The sequence below is a fragment of the Cognataquiflexum aquatile genome, assembly GCF_003316845.1.
Classification (GTDB): domain Bacteria; phylum Bacteroidota; class Bacteroidia; order Cytophagales; family Cyclobacteriaceae; genus Cognataquiflexum; species Cognataquiflexum aquatile.
In genome coordinates this window covers 1-16,668 of the sequence record NZ_QMIK01000001.1, presented here as the reverse complement: position 1 = coordinate 16,668, position 16,668 = coordinate 1, and the positions used below count along the sequence as shown (strand labels likewise).

General features: G+C 40.8%; 18 protein-coding genes. 6 read left to right on the top strand and 12 right to left on the bottom strand.

From position 1 onward, the window contains the following. Positions 1-103 precede the first annotated feature (103 nt). The 7 genes from DQW11_RS00090 to DQW11_RS00060 all read right to left on the bottom strand — a co-directional run bounded on the left by DQW11_RS00090 (position 104) and on the right by DQW11_RS00060 (position 4,408). Entirely contained in the window at positions 104-328 is a 225-nt protein-coding gene (locus tag DQW11_RS00090) for a CsbD family protein (RefSeq protein WP_232826635.1), read from the bottom strand. A 110-nt stretch (positions 329-438) separates the two neighbouring features. Then, positions 439-594, bottom strand: a complete 156-nt coding sequence (locus DQW11_RS00085) for a lmo0937 family membrane protein (protein ID WP_113923126.1) — start codon at positions 592-594, stop codon at positions 439-441. A gap of 116 nt (positions 595-710) precedes the next feature. After that, complete coding sequence (locus tag DQW11_RS00080; protein WP_113921970.1) at positions 711-1,022, bottom strand: hypothetical protein; 312 nt, start codon at positions 1,020-1,022, stop codon at positions 711-713. A 316-nt stretch (positions 1,023-1,338) separates the two neighbouring features. After that, entirely contained in the window at positions 1,339-1,830 is a 492-nt protein-coding gene (locus tag DQW11_RS00075) for a VOC family protein (protein WP_317047861.1), read from the bottom strand. 104 nt (positions 1,831-1,934) lie between these two features. Then, positions 1,935-2,897 carry an NAD(P)-dependent alcohol dehydrogenase gene (locus DQW11_RS00070; RefSeq protein ID WP_113921969.1) on the bottom strand — a complete coding sequence of 321 codons (963 nt, stop codon included), beginning with the start codon at positions 2,895-2,897 and terminating at the stop codon, positions 1,935-1,937. A 37-nt stretch (positions 2,898-2,934) separates the two neighbouring features. Beyond that, the gene (locus tag DQW11_RS00065; protein WP_113923124.1) at positions 2,935-3,903 is read right to left on the bottom strand and encodes an NAD(P)-dependent alcohol dehydrogenase; all 969 of its coding nucleotides are present in this window, start codon (positions 3,901-3,903) and stop codon (positions 2,935-2,937) included. A 40-nt stretch (positions 3,904-3,943) separates the two neighbouring features. Further along, positions 3,944-4,408: a hypothetical protein gene (locus tag DQW11_RS00060; protein ID WP_198669812.1), complete on the bottom strand. Its 465-nt coding sequence runs from the start codon at positions 4,406-4,408 to the stop codon at positions 3,944-3,946. 499 nt (positions 4,409-4,907) lie between these two features. Between DQW11_RS00060 and DQW11_RS00055 the strand changes: the two genes are divergently transcribed. After that, on the top strand, positions 4,908-5,552 hold the full coding sequence (locus DQW11_RS00055; protein ID WP_113921968.1) for an SDR family NAD(P)-dependent oxidoreductase: 645 nt from the start codon (positions 4,908-4,910) through the stop codon (positions 5,550-5,552). A 118-nt stretch (positions 5,553-5,670) separates the two neighbouring features. Further along, positions 5,671-6,303 (top strand): hypothetical protein, encoded by a 633-nt coding sequence (locus DQW11_RS00050; RefSeq protein ID WP_113921967.1) that lies wholly within the window; start codon positions 5,671-5,673, stop codon positions 6,301-6,303. Positions 6,304-6,324: 21 nt separating this feature from the next. Here DQW11_RS00050 and DQW11_RS00045 read toward each other — a convergent pair whose 3' ends face one another. After that, positions 6,325-7,383: a flavin monoamine oxidase family protein gene (locus DQW11_RS00045; protein ID WP_113921966.1), complete on the bottom strand. Its 1,059-nt coding sequence runs from the start codon at positions 7,381-7,383 to the stop codon at positions 6,325-6,327. 242 nt (positions 7,384-7,625) lie between these two features. On the opposite strand from DQW11_RS00045, the gene DQW11_RS00040 reads away from it, so the two are divergent. Together DQW11_RS00040 and DQW11_RS00035 are read left to right on the top strand one after the other, a co-directional pair. Beyond that, positions 7,626-8,231 (top strand): Crp/Fnr family transcriptional regulator, encoded by a 606-nt coding sequence (locus DQW11_RS00040; protein WP_113923122.1) that lies wholly within the window; start codon positions 7,626-7,628, stop codon positions 8,229-8,231. A gap of 84 nt (positions 8,232-8,315) precedes the next feature. After that, positions 8,316-9,056 carry a family 16 glycoside hydrolase gene (locus tag DQW11_RS00035; protein ID WP_198669811.1) on the top strand — a complete coding sequence of 247 codons (741 nt, stop codon included), beginning with the start codon at positions 8,316-8,318 and terminating at the stop codon, positions 9,054-9,056. A 69-nt stretch (positions 9,057-9,125) separates the two neighbouring features. On the opposite strand, the gene DQW11_RS00030 is transcribed toward DQW11_RS00035, so the two are convergent. From DQW11_RS00030 to DQW11_RS00015, 4 genes are all read right to left on the bottom strand, one after another. Then, the gene (locus tag DQW11_RS00030; RefSeq protein WP_113921965.1) at positions 9,126-9,830 is read right to left on the bottom strand and encodes an L-ribulose-5-phosphate 4-epimerase; all 705 of its coding nucleotides are present in this window, start codon (positions 9,828-9,830) and stop codon (positions 9,126-9,128) included. A gap of 115 nt (positions 9,831-9,945) precedes the next feature. Continuing rightward, positions 9,946-10,296 (bottom strand): four helix bundle protein, encoded by a 351-nt coding sequence (locus DQW11_RS00025; RefSeq protein ID WP_113921964.1) that lies wholly within the window; start codon positions 10,294-10,296, stop codon positions 9,946-9,948. 159 nt (positions 10,297-10,455) lie between these two features. Beyond that, the gene (locus tag DQW11_RS00020) at positions 10,456-12,123 is read right to left on the bottom strand and encodes a ribulokinase (protein WP_113921963.1); all 1,668 of its coding nucleotides are present in this window, start codon (positions 12,121-12,123) and stop codon (positions 10,456-10,458) included. 51 nt (positions 12,124-12,174) lie between these two features. Then, the gene (locus DQW11_RS00015; RefSeq protein ID WP_113921962.1) at positions 12,175-13,725 is read right to left on the bottom strand and encodes an alpha-N-arabinofuranosidase; all 1,551 of its coding nucleotides are present in this window, start codon (positions 13,723-13,725) and stop codon (positions 12,175-12,177) included. A gap of 310 nt (positions 13,726-14,035) precedes the next feature. On the opposite strand from DQW11_RS00015, the gene DQW11_RS00010 reads away from it, so the two are divergent. Further along, entirely contained in the window at positions 14,036-14,746 is a 711-nt protein-coding gene (locus DQW11_RS00010; RefSeq protein ID WP_113921961.1) for an NUDIX hydrolase, read from the top strand. Positions 14,747-14,940: 194 nt separating this feature from the next. Continuing rightward, positions 14,941-16,443, top strand: coding sequence for an L-arabinose isomerase (gene araA, locus DQW11_RS00005; RefSeq protein ID WP_113921960.1), 1,503 nt, complete (start codon positions 14,941-14,943; stop codon positions 16,441-16,443). Positions 16,444-16,668 lie beyond the last annotated feature (225 nt).

The window sequence follows — 16,668 nt, the reverse complement described above, 5'->3', positions numbered from 1 at the left end:
TTTGGTTTCAAATTTTAAAGTCAAAAAAAAATGCACGGGAGTTTGGTTCCCATGCATTTTATTAAATCGGTTTTTACAGTTAAGTGTAAAGATTGCCAGGAAATCAGACAGACTGCAATTGGCCTTTTGTGATAATTTTCACCACCTCATCGTGATTTTTGTTCAGCCTGATCTCTAGCCTTCTGATAAGTTCATCTTCTCTTCCTTCTTCAAATTCCAGGTCGTCGTCTGTCAGTTCCGGATATTGTTCTTGCAGAAGGGAAGATTGCCTGCCCCAATCACCTGTCACTTTATAATATTCAGGTTTGGTGTTTTTTTTGGTTTGCATAGTGCAGTTGATTTAGATTTCTGTTTTACAAAAGTGAAGTTTTCAAGCCTAATCCCATTTTTCAAAGAGAAAAGCAGAAAATTTCACTTTTAAGTTTTTGCTGTTGGGGATCAAACGGCCCTTCCGCCTTGGATTACCCTGAGCAAAACCACCACGATGGCGATTACCAATAAGATATGAATGATGCCACCACTATTGTAGCCTAGAAAGCCCACCGCCCATATGATTACTAAAATCACTGCGATGACGTAAAGAAGATTTCCCATTGTTTTGATTGTTTTGGAGTGAAATGAAAATTTAATGTAATGCCAGGTTGTGTTGGAGTATTGTTTGTTCGAATTGGGTAATCCGATATAGGTCAATTGTATTGTAATTCCTTAGATCATAACAAAAGAATCAAAAGCACAATGACCAATAGAAGTGCGAACACCGAGAGATAAACCCCGCCCCCATCTCTTTTTATTTCTTCATTGATTTCCCGCACCTCAGTCCTCAGTTCTTTTTTTTCTGACCTGTCCATCATAGACCGATCCATGCTTTTTATTTCTTCAAGTCTATCAACGAGAATTTTCATTTCCGACTCAGGCATTTTAGGCTTTGCTTCTCCTTTGTTATTGCCTATTGCTTGGACAGAACCAATGGAGAAAAAAGCGAAAGTCATGACTGCCAATAGTGTTACGTTGATCTTTTTCATTTTTATTTTTATTTACATCGCAATTTTGCAGGATAATTTTCCTCAACCATTATAGATTACTTATCCAAATTGTCATAATTTACAGATTTCATGGATAGTCGATCAAACCCTGTCATTAATAGGTTTTTACTGCCTTTTCTTTCGACTTAAACATAATAGGACAATGGTTGAAAAAGATAAAAATCACCTTCAAATCCTACATAAAAAGGACAGAGAGAACGCTAGGGCAATCCCACGGACATAGAAGACTAATTGAATAAAATGTTGGAATATTTTAAAAAGTGAAAAAGAGTGGATTACCCTTTGTTGTTGCCTTTCACCGGTGTTGGTCCAATAAAATCAGGTTCCCATCCGGATCCCTGAGCATCAGACTGGCAGGTCCTGAAGAAGATTCATCAGCTTCGCTTAACAAAGGGATGCTTTTAGATTTCAATTGCTTTTGGATAGACCTGATATCTTCAAAAGAATCCAGTTCAGCTGCATTTTCGTCCCAACCTGGATTGAAAGTGAGGATATTTCCCTCAAACATCCCCTGAAACAACCCGATCAGTGTACTCTCATTTTTCATAATCAGGTAGTTTTGTTCCATTGACCCTCCAAACTGCTTAAACCCAAGATTCTCATAAAAAGCTTTGGAAGCCTGAAGGTCTTTCACATTCAGACTGACTGAAAATGCACCCAATTTCATGGTTTCCATTTTTGTATTGGATCCAGAAACAGCAGGGTCAGCAGCCCTAGGTGTTTTCACCAAAAAACCAAAACAGAATGCTGCAGCTAGTCCAAGAATAATTAAAGTGGCCTTTTTCATGGTAAATGAATAGAAAGTGAATAATTAAAGATAAGAAAAAAAAGAGATGCTGAAAAGCCTGTTTAAATGGTACGCAGGCCAGACAAAATACCCGCCCACCTTGGTCACCCCACATTTATCACCACATTACCGGTCTTTTCGCCGGTTTCGACGTATTTGGTAGCCTCAATAATCTCAGATAAGGGATAGCGTCGGTCGATTACTGCCCGGTATTTTCCCGATTCGATGAGTTTTTTAAAAAACAGGATGTCTCCCTTTTTGTCTGTAGCAATTGGGAATTTGACTCTTTTTCCTCCAAAAATCGGAGTCAACAAGGTCAGGAATAGATTTTGGGCGAGGAATCCAAATTCAGTGGAAACATATACTCCTTTGGGTTTGAGGAGTTTCCGGCATTTGAAAAAGGAGCTTTTTCCTACCGCATCAAATACATAATCAAAATCATTGCCTGCGAGGGTAAAATCATTGTTGGTGTAGTCAATGACTTCATCCGCTCCCAAAGACCGGACAAGCTCCACGTTTTTGGTATTACAGACAGCGGTTACCTTTGCCCCAAGGTATTTCGCATACTGCACTCCAGCTGTCCCTATTGATCCTGAGGCCCCGTATATAAGGATTTTCTGAGGTTTGGAATAATCGAGGTCTTTGAGGTATCCATTGGCAAGCATCAATCCATCACAGACTGCCGCGGCCTCCTCCAAAGAAAAATTGTCGGGTTTGATGGCAATAGAACCTGATTCCGAAACACAGATATATTCCGCATGTGCACCGAATTTGCCTGTACTTAACCCAAAGACCTCATCACTGACTTTGAAGGTGCTGACCTTTGAACCGACAGTTTCCACTGTTCCGGCAAATTCTGATCCGAGGATTTTTACTTTAGGTTCAAAAAAGCCATTGAACAGGCGGATTATAAAATAATCCGGCCTCCTAAATCCACAATCAGTCCTATTGAGAGTGGTGGCATGGACTTTTACCAGGACTTCATTGTCTTTGGGAATTGGTTTGGGAACTTCCATCTGTTGAAGGACATCCGGTGACCCATACTTGGAGTAAACAATCGCTTTCATTTCTAAAAAGGGAATAGTGAAGTGAATGAAAAAACGGCTATTTCAACAAAAGGTTGATGATGACATTTCCGGTTTTCTGACCTGTTTCGACATAGGCATAGGCTTTGGCTATGTCTGCCAATGAATATTCCCTGTCGATAAGAGGCTCAAATTTACCTTCCTCCATCATCTTCTTTATCAATGAAAGGCTTTCTTTGATATCATAAGGAAAAGGGAATTTGACCTGCTTTCCTCCTGTCAAAGGGGTAACAAGGGCGAGAAGAGGGTTTTGGTTTTTTGGTCCAAGTTCTGAAGAAATGTAGGTTCCGGTCGGTTTGAGCAAAACTTTACATTCTCCAAAAGTACTTTTTCCCACGGCATCAAATACATAATCAAATGTCTCCCCTATGGCTCTGAAGTCTTCTTTTTCATAATCGATGATGTGATCCACACCCAATGAAGCCACCAAACCCAGATTTTTGTGACTGCAGGTAGCAGTGACATGAAGCCCATGGTATTTTAGGAGTTGCACCATAGCCGACCCAATGGCGCCGCTTGCACCATGGACAAAAGCCCGCTGATCCTTTCCCAATTTGACTTTATTGATAAAATTGATGGCATAATGGGCACCCTCTGCACTTGCAGCAGCCTGCCGGAAACTTGCGCTTTTTGGCATGTGGCTGATGAATTTGAAATTTCCACAAACCATATATTCAGCCTGAGAACCCATGCCCTGATCATTGAGCCCAAAAACCTGATCCCCGATTCTGAATGCCGTCACCGAACGCCCAACTTCTTCCACTACTCCCGCGAAATCTGTACCTAATATCGGGTTACTTGGCCTGGTCAAACCTGTAAAAAAACGCATGATGAAAGGAACAGCGCGGAGTCTGGCACAATCCGTCCTGTTCACGGTCGTCGCGAGAACCCGTATCAGGATTTCATCGTCGGCGGGAACAGGCTTGGGCAAGTCTTCCACCTTGATGACATCCGGGTTACCATATTCGTAATAGACAGCTGCTTTCATGGCGCTTATTTTGGGAAAATCATTTCGTTTTTTTATAAGATTAAGCAGCAAGGTCGACATCAAGTTGGCGTCCTTCTTTGGCTGCTTTATTGTCCAAAGAGGTTCCAACCGCTACGCCTATTCCCATTCCAATAGGAAACCCTAATCCCAATAAACCCAAATTTCCTATGGAGATGCCAAAAGCAACTCCGATAGGAATCCCAAATGCTGACATCCCCAATACCAACCACAGGTTCCTGTAGTGGTTTTTCACTACAAGCTTGGATTCCTTTTCAATCACCTTTAAAATAGTGGCTTGGGATTTGGCCATTGTTTTCATGAAATCTTTTTCAGTACCGGTAGAGGCATTGATATTTTTGATTTCGTTGTTGATCGTTTCTACCTCCTTTTCAGAAAGCCGCCTTTTTCTCAATTCACTGATAAGGCTAGAAAAACAATTGCTTTTTTTGTTTTGCCTTTCATTCAAGGCATACTCAGGTCTTTCTTTAATTGTAATTAATTCCATGTGGTTTATGGCTAAGATATAAAATGTCAATATAAGGACTCAAAAAGGAAAATTTGAAGACAAATACAAAAAACAAATTTGGTATCTTTAGGAATATGAGATTTTCACCATTGTTTTTTTGATAATGAATTTATGCCGGTATTATACAGGGAAATTTCAGGATAAATTAGGCGGTCAATTTGCTCCAAAAACTGGTTTTTAATCTTTTTGAATGTCGATTGATATGATTATACGCAATGATACCTGTATATTCATTCCAAGTTTTGTTTATCACCGATAACTGTCAATAGATCGCAACCGACTACAGACAAACAGGTAAATTATACTTTGGACCATAAACTCACTGATGTGAGTTTTATTGGCGGGATTACACATTGAATGATATTAATTTTTAAGTCAGGGAAGAATTTTTCAGTATATTATTTTGAAATGAATCAGAAACTTTAAATCTTTTCCCAAACAATCTAAAAACAACTTTATACACAAAATATCTATCTCTATGCAAAAATCAATACTAATTATCGGAATGGGTCAAGGATTGAGCCTCGCCATCGCCGAAAAATTTGGAAAAGAAGGGTACCAAGTAGGAATGATCAGTCGTAGCGCCGATAAATTGGCGGGGTTTCAGCTGCATCTTGACAAAATGGGAATCGTTTCCAATTATGAAAAAGCAGACCTTTCTGATACAGAACAGATGATCGAAGCCATCGAAAAACTCAAGGTCAAGCTTCCTGTTTTTGGAATCCTTCACTATAACGCTGTCGATGCGCGGATGATCCCTCTGATGGAGGAAACTGCCGATTCTTTGACAACAGGATTTAGGATCAGTGTCGGAAATGTCCTTGAAGCGGTCAAAGCCCTCATGGATGACTTATTGGAAAGCAAAGGTTCTGTACTGCTTACAGGCGGTGGTTCTGCCAATTATCCCAATGCCAGCATAGCCTCGATTTCTTTGGGAAAAGCAGGGATTCAAAGCCTTGCTTATATGCTCAGTGATTGTCTGAAAGCCAAAGGTATCTATGTCGGAACCCTTACTGTATCAGGCTGGATCAATCCTGAAAGCAAAACCCACTCCCCTGCCATTCTCGCCGAAAAGTTTTGGAAAATGAACAAAGACCGCAAAGTAGTAGAGGTTACTTATTGATTGACTTTTGTTTTTTGGAAAAATTCAAAATAAAAAACCAAACTGCAAACTTGTTGGGGTTTTCCTTGTTTCAAGGTTGGAATAAGGTATTTTTATAAAAAGCCCTGAATACATAACCATGAATAAAAAACTTGCAGCCGGTTTCCTGATTGTCGTTTTTATGGGACTTATTCCGGTCTCTTGTGTCGAACAGTGCAATGGTCCGTGTGGTTGCAATCCCGTTTTTGAAGCAGAAGATTTTTCCATTACAACCTTTTCTGTGGAGACTTTATTTAGGGCAGATAGAAATTTTGCATTCGACCCAAATAGGTATTATTTCCATCAGACACTTTACAAGGCATTTTGGGTGTCTGGATTGAAACCTGTCAGCGAAATCAAAACCCAAGAGAAAGGTTCTTTCTTTATGAATACAGCGTATGCCTGCAGTCCTCCTGAATCTTTTTCCATAGAAACTCTGAGGACTATTCGGATCATCAACAAAAAAAATCTTGTCGTCAACGAAAATGAAACCTTGCAGGAAGGCGACGTGATCAATGAAAAGTTTGTCCTTACCCAGAATTTTCAGCAGGAATACAACCTGACCGATTTTATCAACAACAGGCACAGATTTCTTAAGAATGAGCGGCTTTACCTCAAATTTATCAGCCCACCTTCAGAGAATATCGAACTTATTTTTGACTTGGAAATAGAATTGGACAACGGCGTTGTTTACAGGTTTGACAATGAAAAAATGAGAGTCAACGGCGGCTGAGACCATTGAGCCACAGCCAAATCATAAGACTTGGCTGAATAATTTTTCTGAGGTCAAATTGGCTGCCCTAACCGCACCGTCCATATAGCCTCCGTAGTTTTTGGCGGCTTCCGCTCCGCACAAAAAGAGCTTTCCTTCCATAAAAGATCCATTGAAAATCGGATGGCCGTTGTTCTGATGGGGAAGCAAAAATCCATCTTGGGGAGACTTGATGTATTTGTCATCCCAGATTTTATCGGTGTAGCTCAGGAATTCTGCTGCTTCCGATCCGTAGTAATGTACAAGTTGTTGGATTACTCTTGTCTTTCTCTCTTCCAAACTAAAATGGGATGCGCTGCCGTTCAGGAATCCTTTTAGCGCAAATTTTGACTCCTCAAAATCAGTGTGGTCATACATTTCGGTCGCCAATCCAGATTGGCTGTAAACATTGCCTGAAAATCCCTTTGCCCTCCAAAAGGGAACGGCATATTCCACTGCAAATTTTACCGAGCCACTCATCCATGTCTGCACATTTTGAAGGATTTCGGATGCTTCCTTGGGCAATTCAGGACGGACCTTGATGCTGTGGGCAAAGATTTTCGGGGGCATCGCCACCACAAGATGATGACAAAGGTATTCACTGCCGTTTTGGTCCCGCAACCTGAGCTGGTCATTTTCTTGGCTTATTTCAAGAATCTGCGTCTTGAGCTTGATGTTTTCCTCCCTTACAAACTTTGACAAAGCGGAGATCAGAGAAGAAGTCCCACCCTGAACCCGGTAAGAAGAAGACTCAGAAGGTGGGATGTAATACCGATGCGGCGGTTCAAAAGACATGGTCTCAAACAAGGCAATGCCTTCTTCCTTTTGCTTGAAATAGCGGATTTCCAATTCCTGAAGCAGTTTCAAAAGATGTACATGGACATCTCCAAACCAAGTCGCCCCCATTTCCATGGGAGTGCCTGCCTTCCCGAATACGGTTTGAATCCTTCCCCCAATCCTATCCTGTGCTTCTAATACCTTACAAAAAACCCCACGTTTCCGAAGGTTATAAGCAACAGTAAGCCCACTCAATCCGGCTCCGATAACGATGATTTCACGCATTTTCTGATGTTTTCCCAAAGGTAATCCAATCCATAAAGAACAAACAGAGAAAAGGAATTAATGGTTTGGGAACCGGCAACTAGTATTTGGGGTCTTTTTTAAATAACCAAAGCTTAAAATCTTTTTCGTAAATCATTTCCTGAGCAGAAGTCCATTACCCCGATATCAGGATGCAAAAAAAACCAACAGTTACCCTGATCCTGTTTATATTTGAAGCTAAGACTTCCCGGAAAATCTTGAAAATGAGCAATAACGCAAATTTAACTTCATGTCAACCTCTGCTTGATTATTTCGGAAAACTCATTCCTTTAAAGCGGGAGGAGAAAGAATTGGTTGAAGCTAAATTCCATCCCCTCACTTTTGCCAAAAAGCAGTTTGCGCTGCAGCAGGGTAAAATATGTGACCATTTTGATTTTGTGGTTAAAGGATGTCTCAGGCTTTTTAAAGTTGATGAAAAAGGGGATTACCACGTTTTTCAGTTTGCAACGGAGAATTATTGGATTCTTGACCTCACAAGTTTCCATAAAAGAATCCCTTCAACTTTGAATATTGAAGCTTTGGAAGATACCCTAGTACTTCGCATCACACACCGGGATTTGCTTGACCTGTATATCAAGGCTCCAAAGTTTGACAGGATTTTTAGGGTGTTGTTGGAAAACCATTTTATGCAGCAGCAAGAGCGGATCGGACAGCTGTTCAGTTCTACGGCTGAGGAAAGGTATTTGAGTTTTTTGGAACAATATCCCCATCTTTTTAACAGGATTCCCAATACTCAAATTGCCTCCTATCTCGGGATTACCCCTGAATTTTTGAGCAAAATCCGGAAGAACCTCCAATCCAAGGGCTGATTTCTTAACCTAGTTTAAGGGTATAGGCCGTTGATTATGTTGACTTTTGTAGAATCTTCCACATCCTCAAAAAACATTATGGAAATGAATAAATTCCTTATAATTATACTTTTGGTATTGATCGCCTTTGGTGGCAATGCCCAAAATCTGAAACTCAAAAACCAGGAGTTTGAACTTCACAATGTCACCGGCGGGGTGGTGAAATTTCAAGGAAAAAAAGTCTTAAAAATCGAACGGGACTTAAATGCCCTCCCTTTTGATTCGACACGGATAGAGGCCACGGTGGATGAACCGCATTATGCCCGGCTTGTAGGGTTGGGTGACTTTGAAAACGGAACCATTGAAGTCAAAATGTACAGCCAATTACAAAATCCTGCCCCTTACTCAGGCATTGCAGGATTTATCGGTCTTTATTTCAGGATTCAGGAAGATGATTCGGGATTTGAGAGTATTTATGTAAGGCCAAAAGTAGGAAGGTCCGATAACCAACTTCGGAGAAACCATACCGTACAGTACTTCTCGTATCCCGACTTTAAATTTGACACTTTGCGGAAGATTGCCCCTTTCAGGTATGAAGGTTCGGCCCCTGTGGCCCTCAATGAGTGGATCACCATGAGAATAGAAGTAAATGGTGAATCTGCCGAAATGTATATCAATGACTTGAAGTATTCCTCCTTTATCGTGGATAAAATGTTGGGCAAAACCAAGAAGGGATTTGTAGGCCTTTATGTTGATATTGGTACGATCGGTTATTTCAGAGATTTGAAAGTTACCAAAAGGGCATTGAAGGTTAAAAAAGAAGGCGAAAAGGAAACGGACATTTAATGCTGCTTCGTATAAAATTACCGATTTTTTAAAAAACACGCTCTTATCACTTTCAGAATAATTGGAGAATCAGCAACCCTGACCGTAGTAAGCATCTTTTCCATGCTTCCGCTCAAAATGTTTTTTGATCAGGGCATCTTTAAGCCTTGGGGCATTGGGATTGATCTGTAAGGTCAGATAAGCCATTCTGGCGATTTCTTCCATCACTTTGCTGTTGTAAACTGCTTTAGCGGCATTTTTTCCCCAAGCAAATGGTCCATGATTTCCAATCAGCACCATTTCGACTTCATCGGGTCTTAACCCTTTGGAAGCAAAGCAATCCAAAATCTGCTGACCGGTATTGTGCTCATAATCTCCCTGAATCAAGCTGTTTGACATTGGAGGTGCACACGGAATATCCGCTGTAAGATGATCTGCATGTGTCGTCCCAAAAATCGGGATATCCATCTGCGCCTGTGCCCAAGCAACTGCATAGGTCGAATGAGTGTGACAGATTCCTCCAATATTTTCCCAATGTTTGTAAAGAAATGCATGTGTCTTGGTATCAGAGGAAGGCCGCATCTTTCCTTCAATGACGTTATTGTCAAAGTCCACAATCACAATATCCTCCACTTTCAGTTCTTCATAGGGAACTCCGCTTGGTTTGATGGCAAAAACACCTTTTTCCCTGTCCACAGCACTGACATTCCCAAAAGTATAGACCACCAAATCCAACTTTGGCAGTTGCATATTCGCAGCAAAGCATTCTTGTTTGAGGGCTTGGAATTTTGACATTGGTTTTGACGGATAAAGGATGAAGGTAGAGGGATGAGGGATGAAGGATGAGGGTAGAGGGTAGAGGGAAAGGAAGAATAGATTTTAAGAAACAATTAAACGGTTATTGGAACTTCTATTTTTTTGATTCTCTGCTTTTTACTTTCATTACAATAGAAACAAATATTGCAGTTAATTCATTGGATTCTTTGATAAGATTTGATACTTCCATCCATTTTTTTTCTCCTATCAATTCTAACCAAAATCCACTTTCGTCTGACTCTTCAACCACCACTCCAATTTTTGAAATAAACTCTCTATCACTTCTTGCTCTACTTGCAGCCCTGTAATTAGCAGCCACCGAAGTACCACTTCTTACAAGTTGGTTTCCAATAGCTCTGCCAGAAATAGTATTGGGAAGCTTTTCTACCAAATCAATAATTGAGATCGCAAACTTTTTTGTTCTTTCTTTCAGGTCATTTTGCATTTCACTTCGAGATTGATGTTAAAAAGGAAGTTATGATATTGAAATAATACCGTTTTTTGAAAATAACAACAAATCCGGGAATACCATAATGGATAGGATCAAACCTTTTTACTTTAAGTTTACCTAAACCTTCATCCTTTTTCCTTCATCCTTCAGCCTTCACTTATTTCCCTCGACAAACTCCCCAAACCCCCCATATTCCTTATAAAGCTTTTTATAATGGTTTACATTTTTGGGAATGGGATGGTAAACTTCATCAAATCCATTGCTCATGGCCTTGATTGCTGCTTGTGTATCTGAATGGATTCCTGCTGCAACTGCTGCATATATGGCTGCACCTAAAGCCGGTGCTTGGTCTGATGTGGCCACCTTTATGGGCATATTAAGCACATCTGCCAATGTCTGCATGACAAGTTTGGACTTTTTGGCCACACCTCCCATTCCGATTACTGTCTCGATTTTTACCCCTTCTTCCTCAAACCTGTCGACAATCTTTTTGGAACCAAAGCTGATGGCTTCCACCAAGGATTTGAAAACCCTCGCTGCATCCGAACCCATATTCAAACCCATAATCGCTCCTTTCAAAGCTTGATTGGCGTCAGGAGTCCTTCGCCCATTGATCCAATCAAGTGCAACTATTTTAGATTCATTCACGGGAATTTTAAGCGCCTCTTCAGAAAGTTGGGTTATGAGATTTTCTTCGACTTCTTCAATCAGTTTTGCTTTTTGGCTTTCATCCAAATGAATACTTTTTTGGATCAAATCGATACTTGGTTTGGTAATCAAATCCCTAAACCATGCCAATACATCCCCAAAACCTGATTGACCGGCTTCCAAACCGATCATGCCAGGGATAACCGATCCATCCACTTGCCCACAGATTCCCTGTATCAGGTTGTTTCCAAGATTCTCTTTAGAAGTAATCATGATGTCACAAGTGGAGGTTCCCATTACTTTGATCAGGGTATTTTCTGATATCTCACCACCGACAGCGCCTGCATGGGCATCAAATGTTCCCACAGCTACGACTGTGTCTATGGTCAAACCCAACCTTTCTGCCCAATTTCGGCTAAGGTTTCCTGCCTGATTGTCAGAAGTAAAGGTTTCGGAATATAGACGATCTCTTAATGAAGCTAAATTAGGATGGAACAATCCTAAAAACTCTTTGGGCGGCAATCCACCCCAGGTTTCATGCCAGAGTGCTTTATGTCCTGCCGCACACCTGCTTCGCTTTAGAGTCAAAGGATCTTCATTTCCAATCAATTGTGCAGTGATATAATCACAATGCTCCATCCAGGAAAACGCCGCATCAGCCACCTTTTGGTCCTCTCTTACGACATGTAATATTTTAGACCAAAACCACTCTGAAGAGTAAATTCCGCCTTCGTATTTGGTGTAATCCTCCCCTCCCCAAGTTCGGGCAATATGGTTGATTTCATCGGCTTCCTTGATGGCCGTATGGTCCTTCCATAGTACCATCATGGCATTTGGGTTTTCTGCAAATGTAGGATTCATGGCCAGGGATTGTCCTTTATCATCCACAGGCAAAGGGGAAGAACCTGTGGTATCCACACAAATGGCTTTGACTTGTGAAGCTGGGATTTTGGATTTTTCCATCACCCTTTTGACGCTCGCTTCCAATCCCTCCAAATGATCCAATGGATGTTGCCTGAATTGGTTTTCTACCGGATTGCAGTACTTACCGGCTTTCCATCTTGGGTATAAAACAACGTGGCTTGCCACGCAGTCACCGTTTTTGGTATTCACCAAAACCGCCCTGACAGAATCTGTCCCATAATCCAACCCGATTACATAATTATCCTCCATGGTATTTATATCAGTTTTTCCCCAAACCAAATTAATTCTTATTACAAAACATTACTTCACCCTTACCATCAAGACTGAATTGGCGGGAACAGCAATTTTCAGGTTGTCTTTATCCAATTTGAAATCTTTGAAAGCTGCTTTTTTGACTACCTCCTTTTTTTCAAAAGTATTGTAAGAATCGATGGACGGAGCCGTCACATATTCCGCTGTTACAGTCTTGGCTGAAATCCCTCTCAACACCACATCAAGGTCAATTTTCTTGTCAGGATGAATATTTGCAATGCTGATATTTACCGTTCCGTCGGGAGATTTGGAAGTAGATACATTCAAAGCTTCCAGTTTTTCTTTGCCATAAGACACAACTTCCGTCACAAGATGGTGGGAAAGCAAAGTGGCATCTTTATGAGGCTTATACAGATCAAAAACATGGTATGTCGGGGTAAGGATCATGTCTGTATCATTGGTAAGGATGATGGCCTGCAGCACGTTGACCGTTTGGGCCAAATTAGCCATATGGACACGGTCAGCATGTTTATTGAAAATATTCAGTGAAATAGCCGCCACGTGTGCATCTCGCATGGTATTTTGTTGGTAAAGGAATCCAGGGTTGGTTCCAGGTTCGACTTGATACCAAGTTCCCCATTCATCAACGATCATTCCTATTCTTTTTTCAGGATCATATTGGTCCATGATAGCACCATGGCGCTTTATCAATTCCTCAATACCCGCAGCTTTCCTCAAAGTCTCCAAGTAAGTTTCTTTGTCAAAAATAGTAGCCGATTTCTTGTCAGTCCAAGAACCAGTCATGGTATAATAATGTACCGAAAGCCCATCCATCATATTGAGGGGAATGTTTTTCATCAATACTTCAGTCCAGTTATAATCATTACTGTTAGCTCCACCTGCGATTTTATATAGTTTATTTGCCCCATAATCCCTCGCATAGGTTGCATATCTTCTGTATTCATTGGCATAATATTCGGCTGTCATATTGCCACCGCAGCCCCAGTTTTCATTTCCAACACCCCAATATTTGATATCCCAAGGTTCGTCCTGGCCGTTTTTCTTTCTCAGGTTTGACATCGGACTGACCCCGTCAAAATTGATATATTCGATCCATTTGGACATCTCATCGACCGAACCACTCCCAACATTACCCGTGATATAAGGTTCTGCACCGATTTTTTTGGCAAAATTCATGAATTCATGTGTTCCAAAGGAATTGTCTTCTACCACGCCACCCCAATGGGTGTTGATCATCGTAGGACGGTCTTTTGGATTGCCGATACCGTCTGTCCAATGGTATTCATCTGCAAAGCAACCTCCCGGCCAACGCAGGTTGGGAATCTCCAGCTTTTGGATAGCTTTCATGACATCCAATCGGTAACCTTCCTCATTGGGGATTTTGGAATCCGGCCCTACCCAGATTCCCCCATAGATATTTCTTCCAAGGTGCTCGGCAAAATGACCATATATATGTTTGTTGATAATGGCACTTCCCTGATCGGCATTCACGATCAGTCTGCTAGTCTGGGCGTTGGAAAGGAACGAAATCAGGATGAATGCCACCACTGTAAATCCTTTCAAGCAATTTGTTTTCATATGATTTTAATTTTGTTGTTTTGATTCAATTATTGCAGGTGAAGATGTAAATCATTTTTTGGATTTCACTTTGAAAGAAAGAGATTCATTTAATTACTTCCACTGTGATATACCATCTAATATTAGAAATTAAACCTTAATCGACAAAAATTAATTGTATTTTTTACACTAATAATCAAACAAGAACCATCAAATGAATCCCGTTGATTTGAACAACATAAAACTTTGCCTGCAAAATCACACATTGGAATTTAATCTAAGATTTTACATATCTTTTGCTAAAATAATCAGGGATAGATTTTAATAATTAATGAAATACTCAAACCAAACCCGGTTCCTTGTAGCAGTCGATTGCATTGTTTTTGGATTTGATGGAACCGAATACAAATTGCTTTTGATCCAACGTGGCTTTGCACCTGAAAAAGAAAAATGGTCTTTGATGGGGGGTTTTGTTCAGCCTGAGGAATCGCTCGATGAAGCAGCTTCCAGGATCTTGAAACAACTCACCGGACTTCAGGATATTTATCTTGAAGAAATGAAGTCATTCAGCAAGCCAAACAGAGATCCAATTGAAAGGGTAATTGCGGTGACTTATGTGGCATTGATTGACATTAAAAAATACCAACAACAAATCAATGATGATTTTCATGCGAGATGGTTTCCAATGAAGGAGCTTCCAAAACTTATTTTTGACCATCAGGAAATGGTAGAAATCGCATTGGATAAATTACGGTATAAAGCTGCTTTCCAACCCATTCTCTTTGAATTGCTTCCTGAAAAATTCACTTTGCCACAATTACAGACCATGTATGAGGGTCTTTACAATACAAAATTTGACAAAAGAAATTTCACCAGAAAGTTACTTTCCACCAATCTTTTGAAGAAAGAAAAAGACAAAGACAAACTGAGCTCAAAAAAAGGTGCATTTTACTATTCTTTGGATGTCAAACAATACAAAGAAACTGTTTTGACAATCCAAAAAATCATCCCGCTTCATGAAATCACCGCTGCAAGGGAATAATTCTGGTCTCTATTATAATTAAATTGTTTTCATTAGGTGTAATTATTACACTTAATTAATTTACTTTTATCTTCAGGAAAAATAGCAATCCCACTTGCCCGGATCTTGGGTTTTCGATTCAAAGGCTGATTTAACCAAGCTTGGCAAAAAAATACACTTAACATAACCTATTCTTTTTCAAAAAGGACACTAACATGAAAAAAATCCCCCAAAACGAAGTTTGGTTTATCACAGGAAGCCAACACCTTTATGGAGAGGAAACTTTGGCAAAAGTAGCTGAACATGAGCAAGTTATTGCTGAATATCTCAACCAGACCAATGACATTTCTGTCAAAATCCTTTTCAAACCCATCGTTAAAACCACTGAAGAAATATTTAAAATCTGTCAGGATGCTAACCAAGCATTGAATTGCATCGGAATCATTACCTGGATGCACACTTTTTCTCCTGCCAAAATGTGGATCAATGGTCTCAAAATCCTAAATAAACCCCTACTCCATCTGCATACCCAATTCAATCGGGATATTCCTTGGAATTCCATCGATATGGATTTTATGAACCTCAACCAAAGTGCCCATGGAGATCGGGAATTTGGTTTTTTGACAAGCCGTATGCGGATCAACAGAAAAGTGGTGGTGGGATTTTGGAAAGACAAAGAAGTGCATCTGGAAATCGACGGTTGGTGCCGCGCAGCTAGCGGATGGCATGACTGGCAGGGCATGAAAATCGCAAGGTTTGGAGACAACATGCGCAATGTAGCCGTCACAGAAGGTGATAAAGTCGAGGCTGAAATGCGATTTGGATTTGCTGTCAATACCTTTCCTGTAGGAGATTTGGTCCAAAAAATCAATGCTGTGACCGATTCAGAAATCAACAACCTGATCAAAGAATATGAGCGTACTTATGCTTTGGCAGAAAATCTAAAAAACGGTGGTGCAAAAAGAGACTCTTTGGTCGAAGCTGCGAGGATAGAAATCGGATTGGAGAGTTTTTTAACAGAAGGCGGATTCAAAGCTTTTTCCAACACATTTGAAGACCTGCATGGCATGCGCCAACTTCCGGGAATCGCTGTCCAAAGACTGATGAACAAAGGTTTTGGTTATGCCGGTGAGGGGGATTGGAAAACAGCCGCTCTAGTCAGGGCAATGAAAGTAATGGGTACGGGCTTGGAAGGCGGGAATGCCTTTATGGAGGATTACACCTATCATTTTTATCCTGAAAATACCCTTGTATTGGGTTCACATATGCTTGAGGTGGATGAATGTCTCGCTTCAGGCAAACCTTCCTGCGAGGTGCATCCATTGGGAATCGGAGGCAAAGAAGATCCTGTCAGGCTTGTTTTCAATGTAAAAGCCGGAAGAGGGCTCAATGCCTCCCTCGTGGATATGGGAAATAGATTCAGGATGATTGTCAATGAAGTGGAGGCTGTGGATGCTCCTCATGATTTGCCCAAATTACCGGTCGCAAGGGTTATGTGGAAGCCTTTGCCTGATATGAAAACCGGGTGCGGAGCCTGGATTTTGGCCGGAGGTTCACACCATACCTGCTTCAGCCAAAACCTATCTACGACAATTCTAAATGACTTTGCCAACATTGCAGGAATAGAATCAGTCAATATTGATGGTCAAACAACTATCAGAAATCTTCAGAATGAATTGAAATGGAGTGAGGTATATTATAAGGTTTTTGATAAGTAGAAGGAGTCGATAGTTGGCAGACAATAGTCCATAGATCGGGGTTTGAATTAATTTGAGCAGACATTCATGCTTCAATTGGATAGCCCTCTCTAAAAAAAACAGCCAATCATTTATTTAAAGAGTCATACATTTTTTTGGCTTTCAGATAAAAATAAAAATGGGCCTCGGCAAGCTCGGCCACCGCAGATTCGGCATTGGAGGGGGAGGGGAAATGCGGCTTCGCCG

Bases quoted from the DNA above. Each gene is read 5' to 3' on its own strand.
- DQW11_RS00090 (WP_232826635.1), bottom strand. From the start codon at position 328: ATGCAAACCAAAAAAAACACCAAACCTGAATATTATAAAGTGACAGGT.
- DQW11_RS00080 (WP_113921970.1), bottom strand. From the start codon at position 1,022: ATGAAAAAGATCAACGTAACACTATTGGCAGTCATGACTTTCGCTTTT.
- DQW11_RS00020 (WP_113921963.1), bottom strand. From the start codon at position 12,123: ATGGAGGATAATTATGTAATCGGGTTGGATTATGGGACAGATTCTGTC.
- DQW11_RS00065 (WP_113923124.1), bottom strand. From the start codon at position 3,903: ATGAAAGCAGCTGTCTATTACGAATATGGTAACCCGGATGTCATCAAG.
- DQW11_RS00045 (WP_113921966.1), bottom strand. From the start codon at position 7,383: ATGCGTGAAATCATCGTTATCGGAGCCGGATTGAGTGGGCTTACTGTT.
- DQW11_RS00035 (WP_198669811.1), top strand. From the start codon at position 8,316: ATGAATAAATTCCTTATAATTATACTTTTGGTATTGATCGCCTTTGGT.
- DQW11_RS00025 (WP_113921964.1), bottom strand. From the start codon at position 10,296: ATGCAAAATGACCTGAAAGAAAGAACAAAAAAGTTTGCGATCTCAATT.
- DQW11_RS00075 (WP_317047861.1), bottom strand. From the start codon at position 1,830: ATGAAAAAGGCCACTTTAATTATTCTTGGACTAGCTGCAGCATTCTGT.
- DQW11_RS00040 (WP_113923122.1), top strand. From the start codon at position 7,626: ATGAGCAATAACGCAAATTTAACTTCATGTCAACCTCTGCTTGATTAT.
- DQW11_RS00050 (WP_113921967.1), top strand. From the start codon at position 5,671: ATGAATAAAAAACTTGCAGCCGGTTTCCTGATTGTCGTTTTTATGGGA.
- DQW11_RS00010 (WP_113921961.1), top strand. From the start codon at position 14,036: ATGAAATACTCAAACCAAACCCGGTTCCTTGTAGCAGTCGATTGCATT.
- araA (WP_113921960.1), top strand. From the start codon at position 14,941: ATGAAAAAAATCCCCCAAAACGAAGTTTGGTTTATCACAGGAAGCCAA.
- DQW11_RS00060 (WP_198669812.1), bottom strand. From the start codon at position 4,408: ATGGAATTAATTACAATTAAAGAAAGACCTGAGTATGCCTTGAATGAA.
- DQW11_RS00015 (WP_113921962.1), bottom strand. From the start codon at position 13,725: ATGAAAACAAATTGCTTGAAAGGATTTACAGTGGTGGCATTCATCCTG.
- DQW11_RS00030 (WP_113921965.1), bottom strand. From the start codon at position 9,830: ATGTCAAAATTCCAAGCCCTCAAACAAGAATGCTTTGCTGCGAATATG.
- DQW11_RS00085 (WP_113923126.1), bottom strand. From the start codon at position 594: ATGGGAAATCTTCTTTACGTCATCGCAGTGATTTTAGTAATCATATGG.
- DQW11_RS00055 (WP_113921968.1), top strand. From the start codon at position 4,908: ATGCAAAAATCAATACTAATTATCGGAATGGGTCAAGGATTGAGCCTC.
- DQW11_RS00070 (WP_113921969.1), bottom strand. From the start codon at position 2,897: ATGAAAGCGATTGTTTACTCCAAGTATGGGTCACCGGATGTCCTTCAA.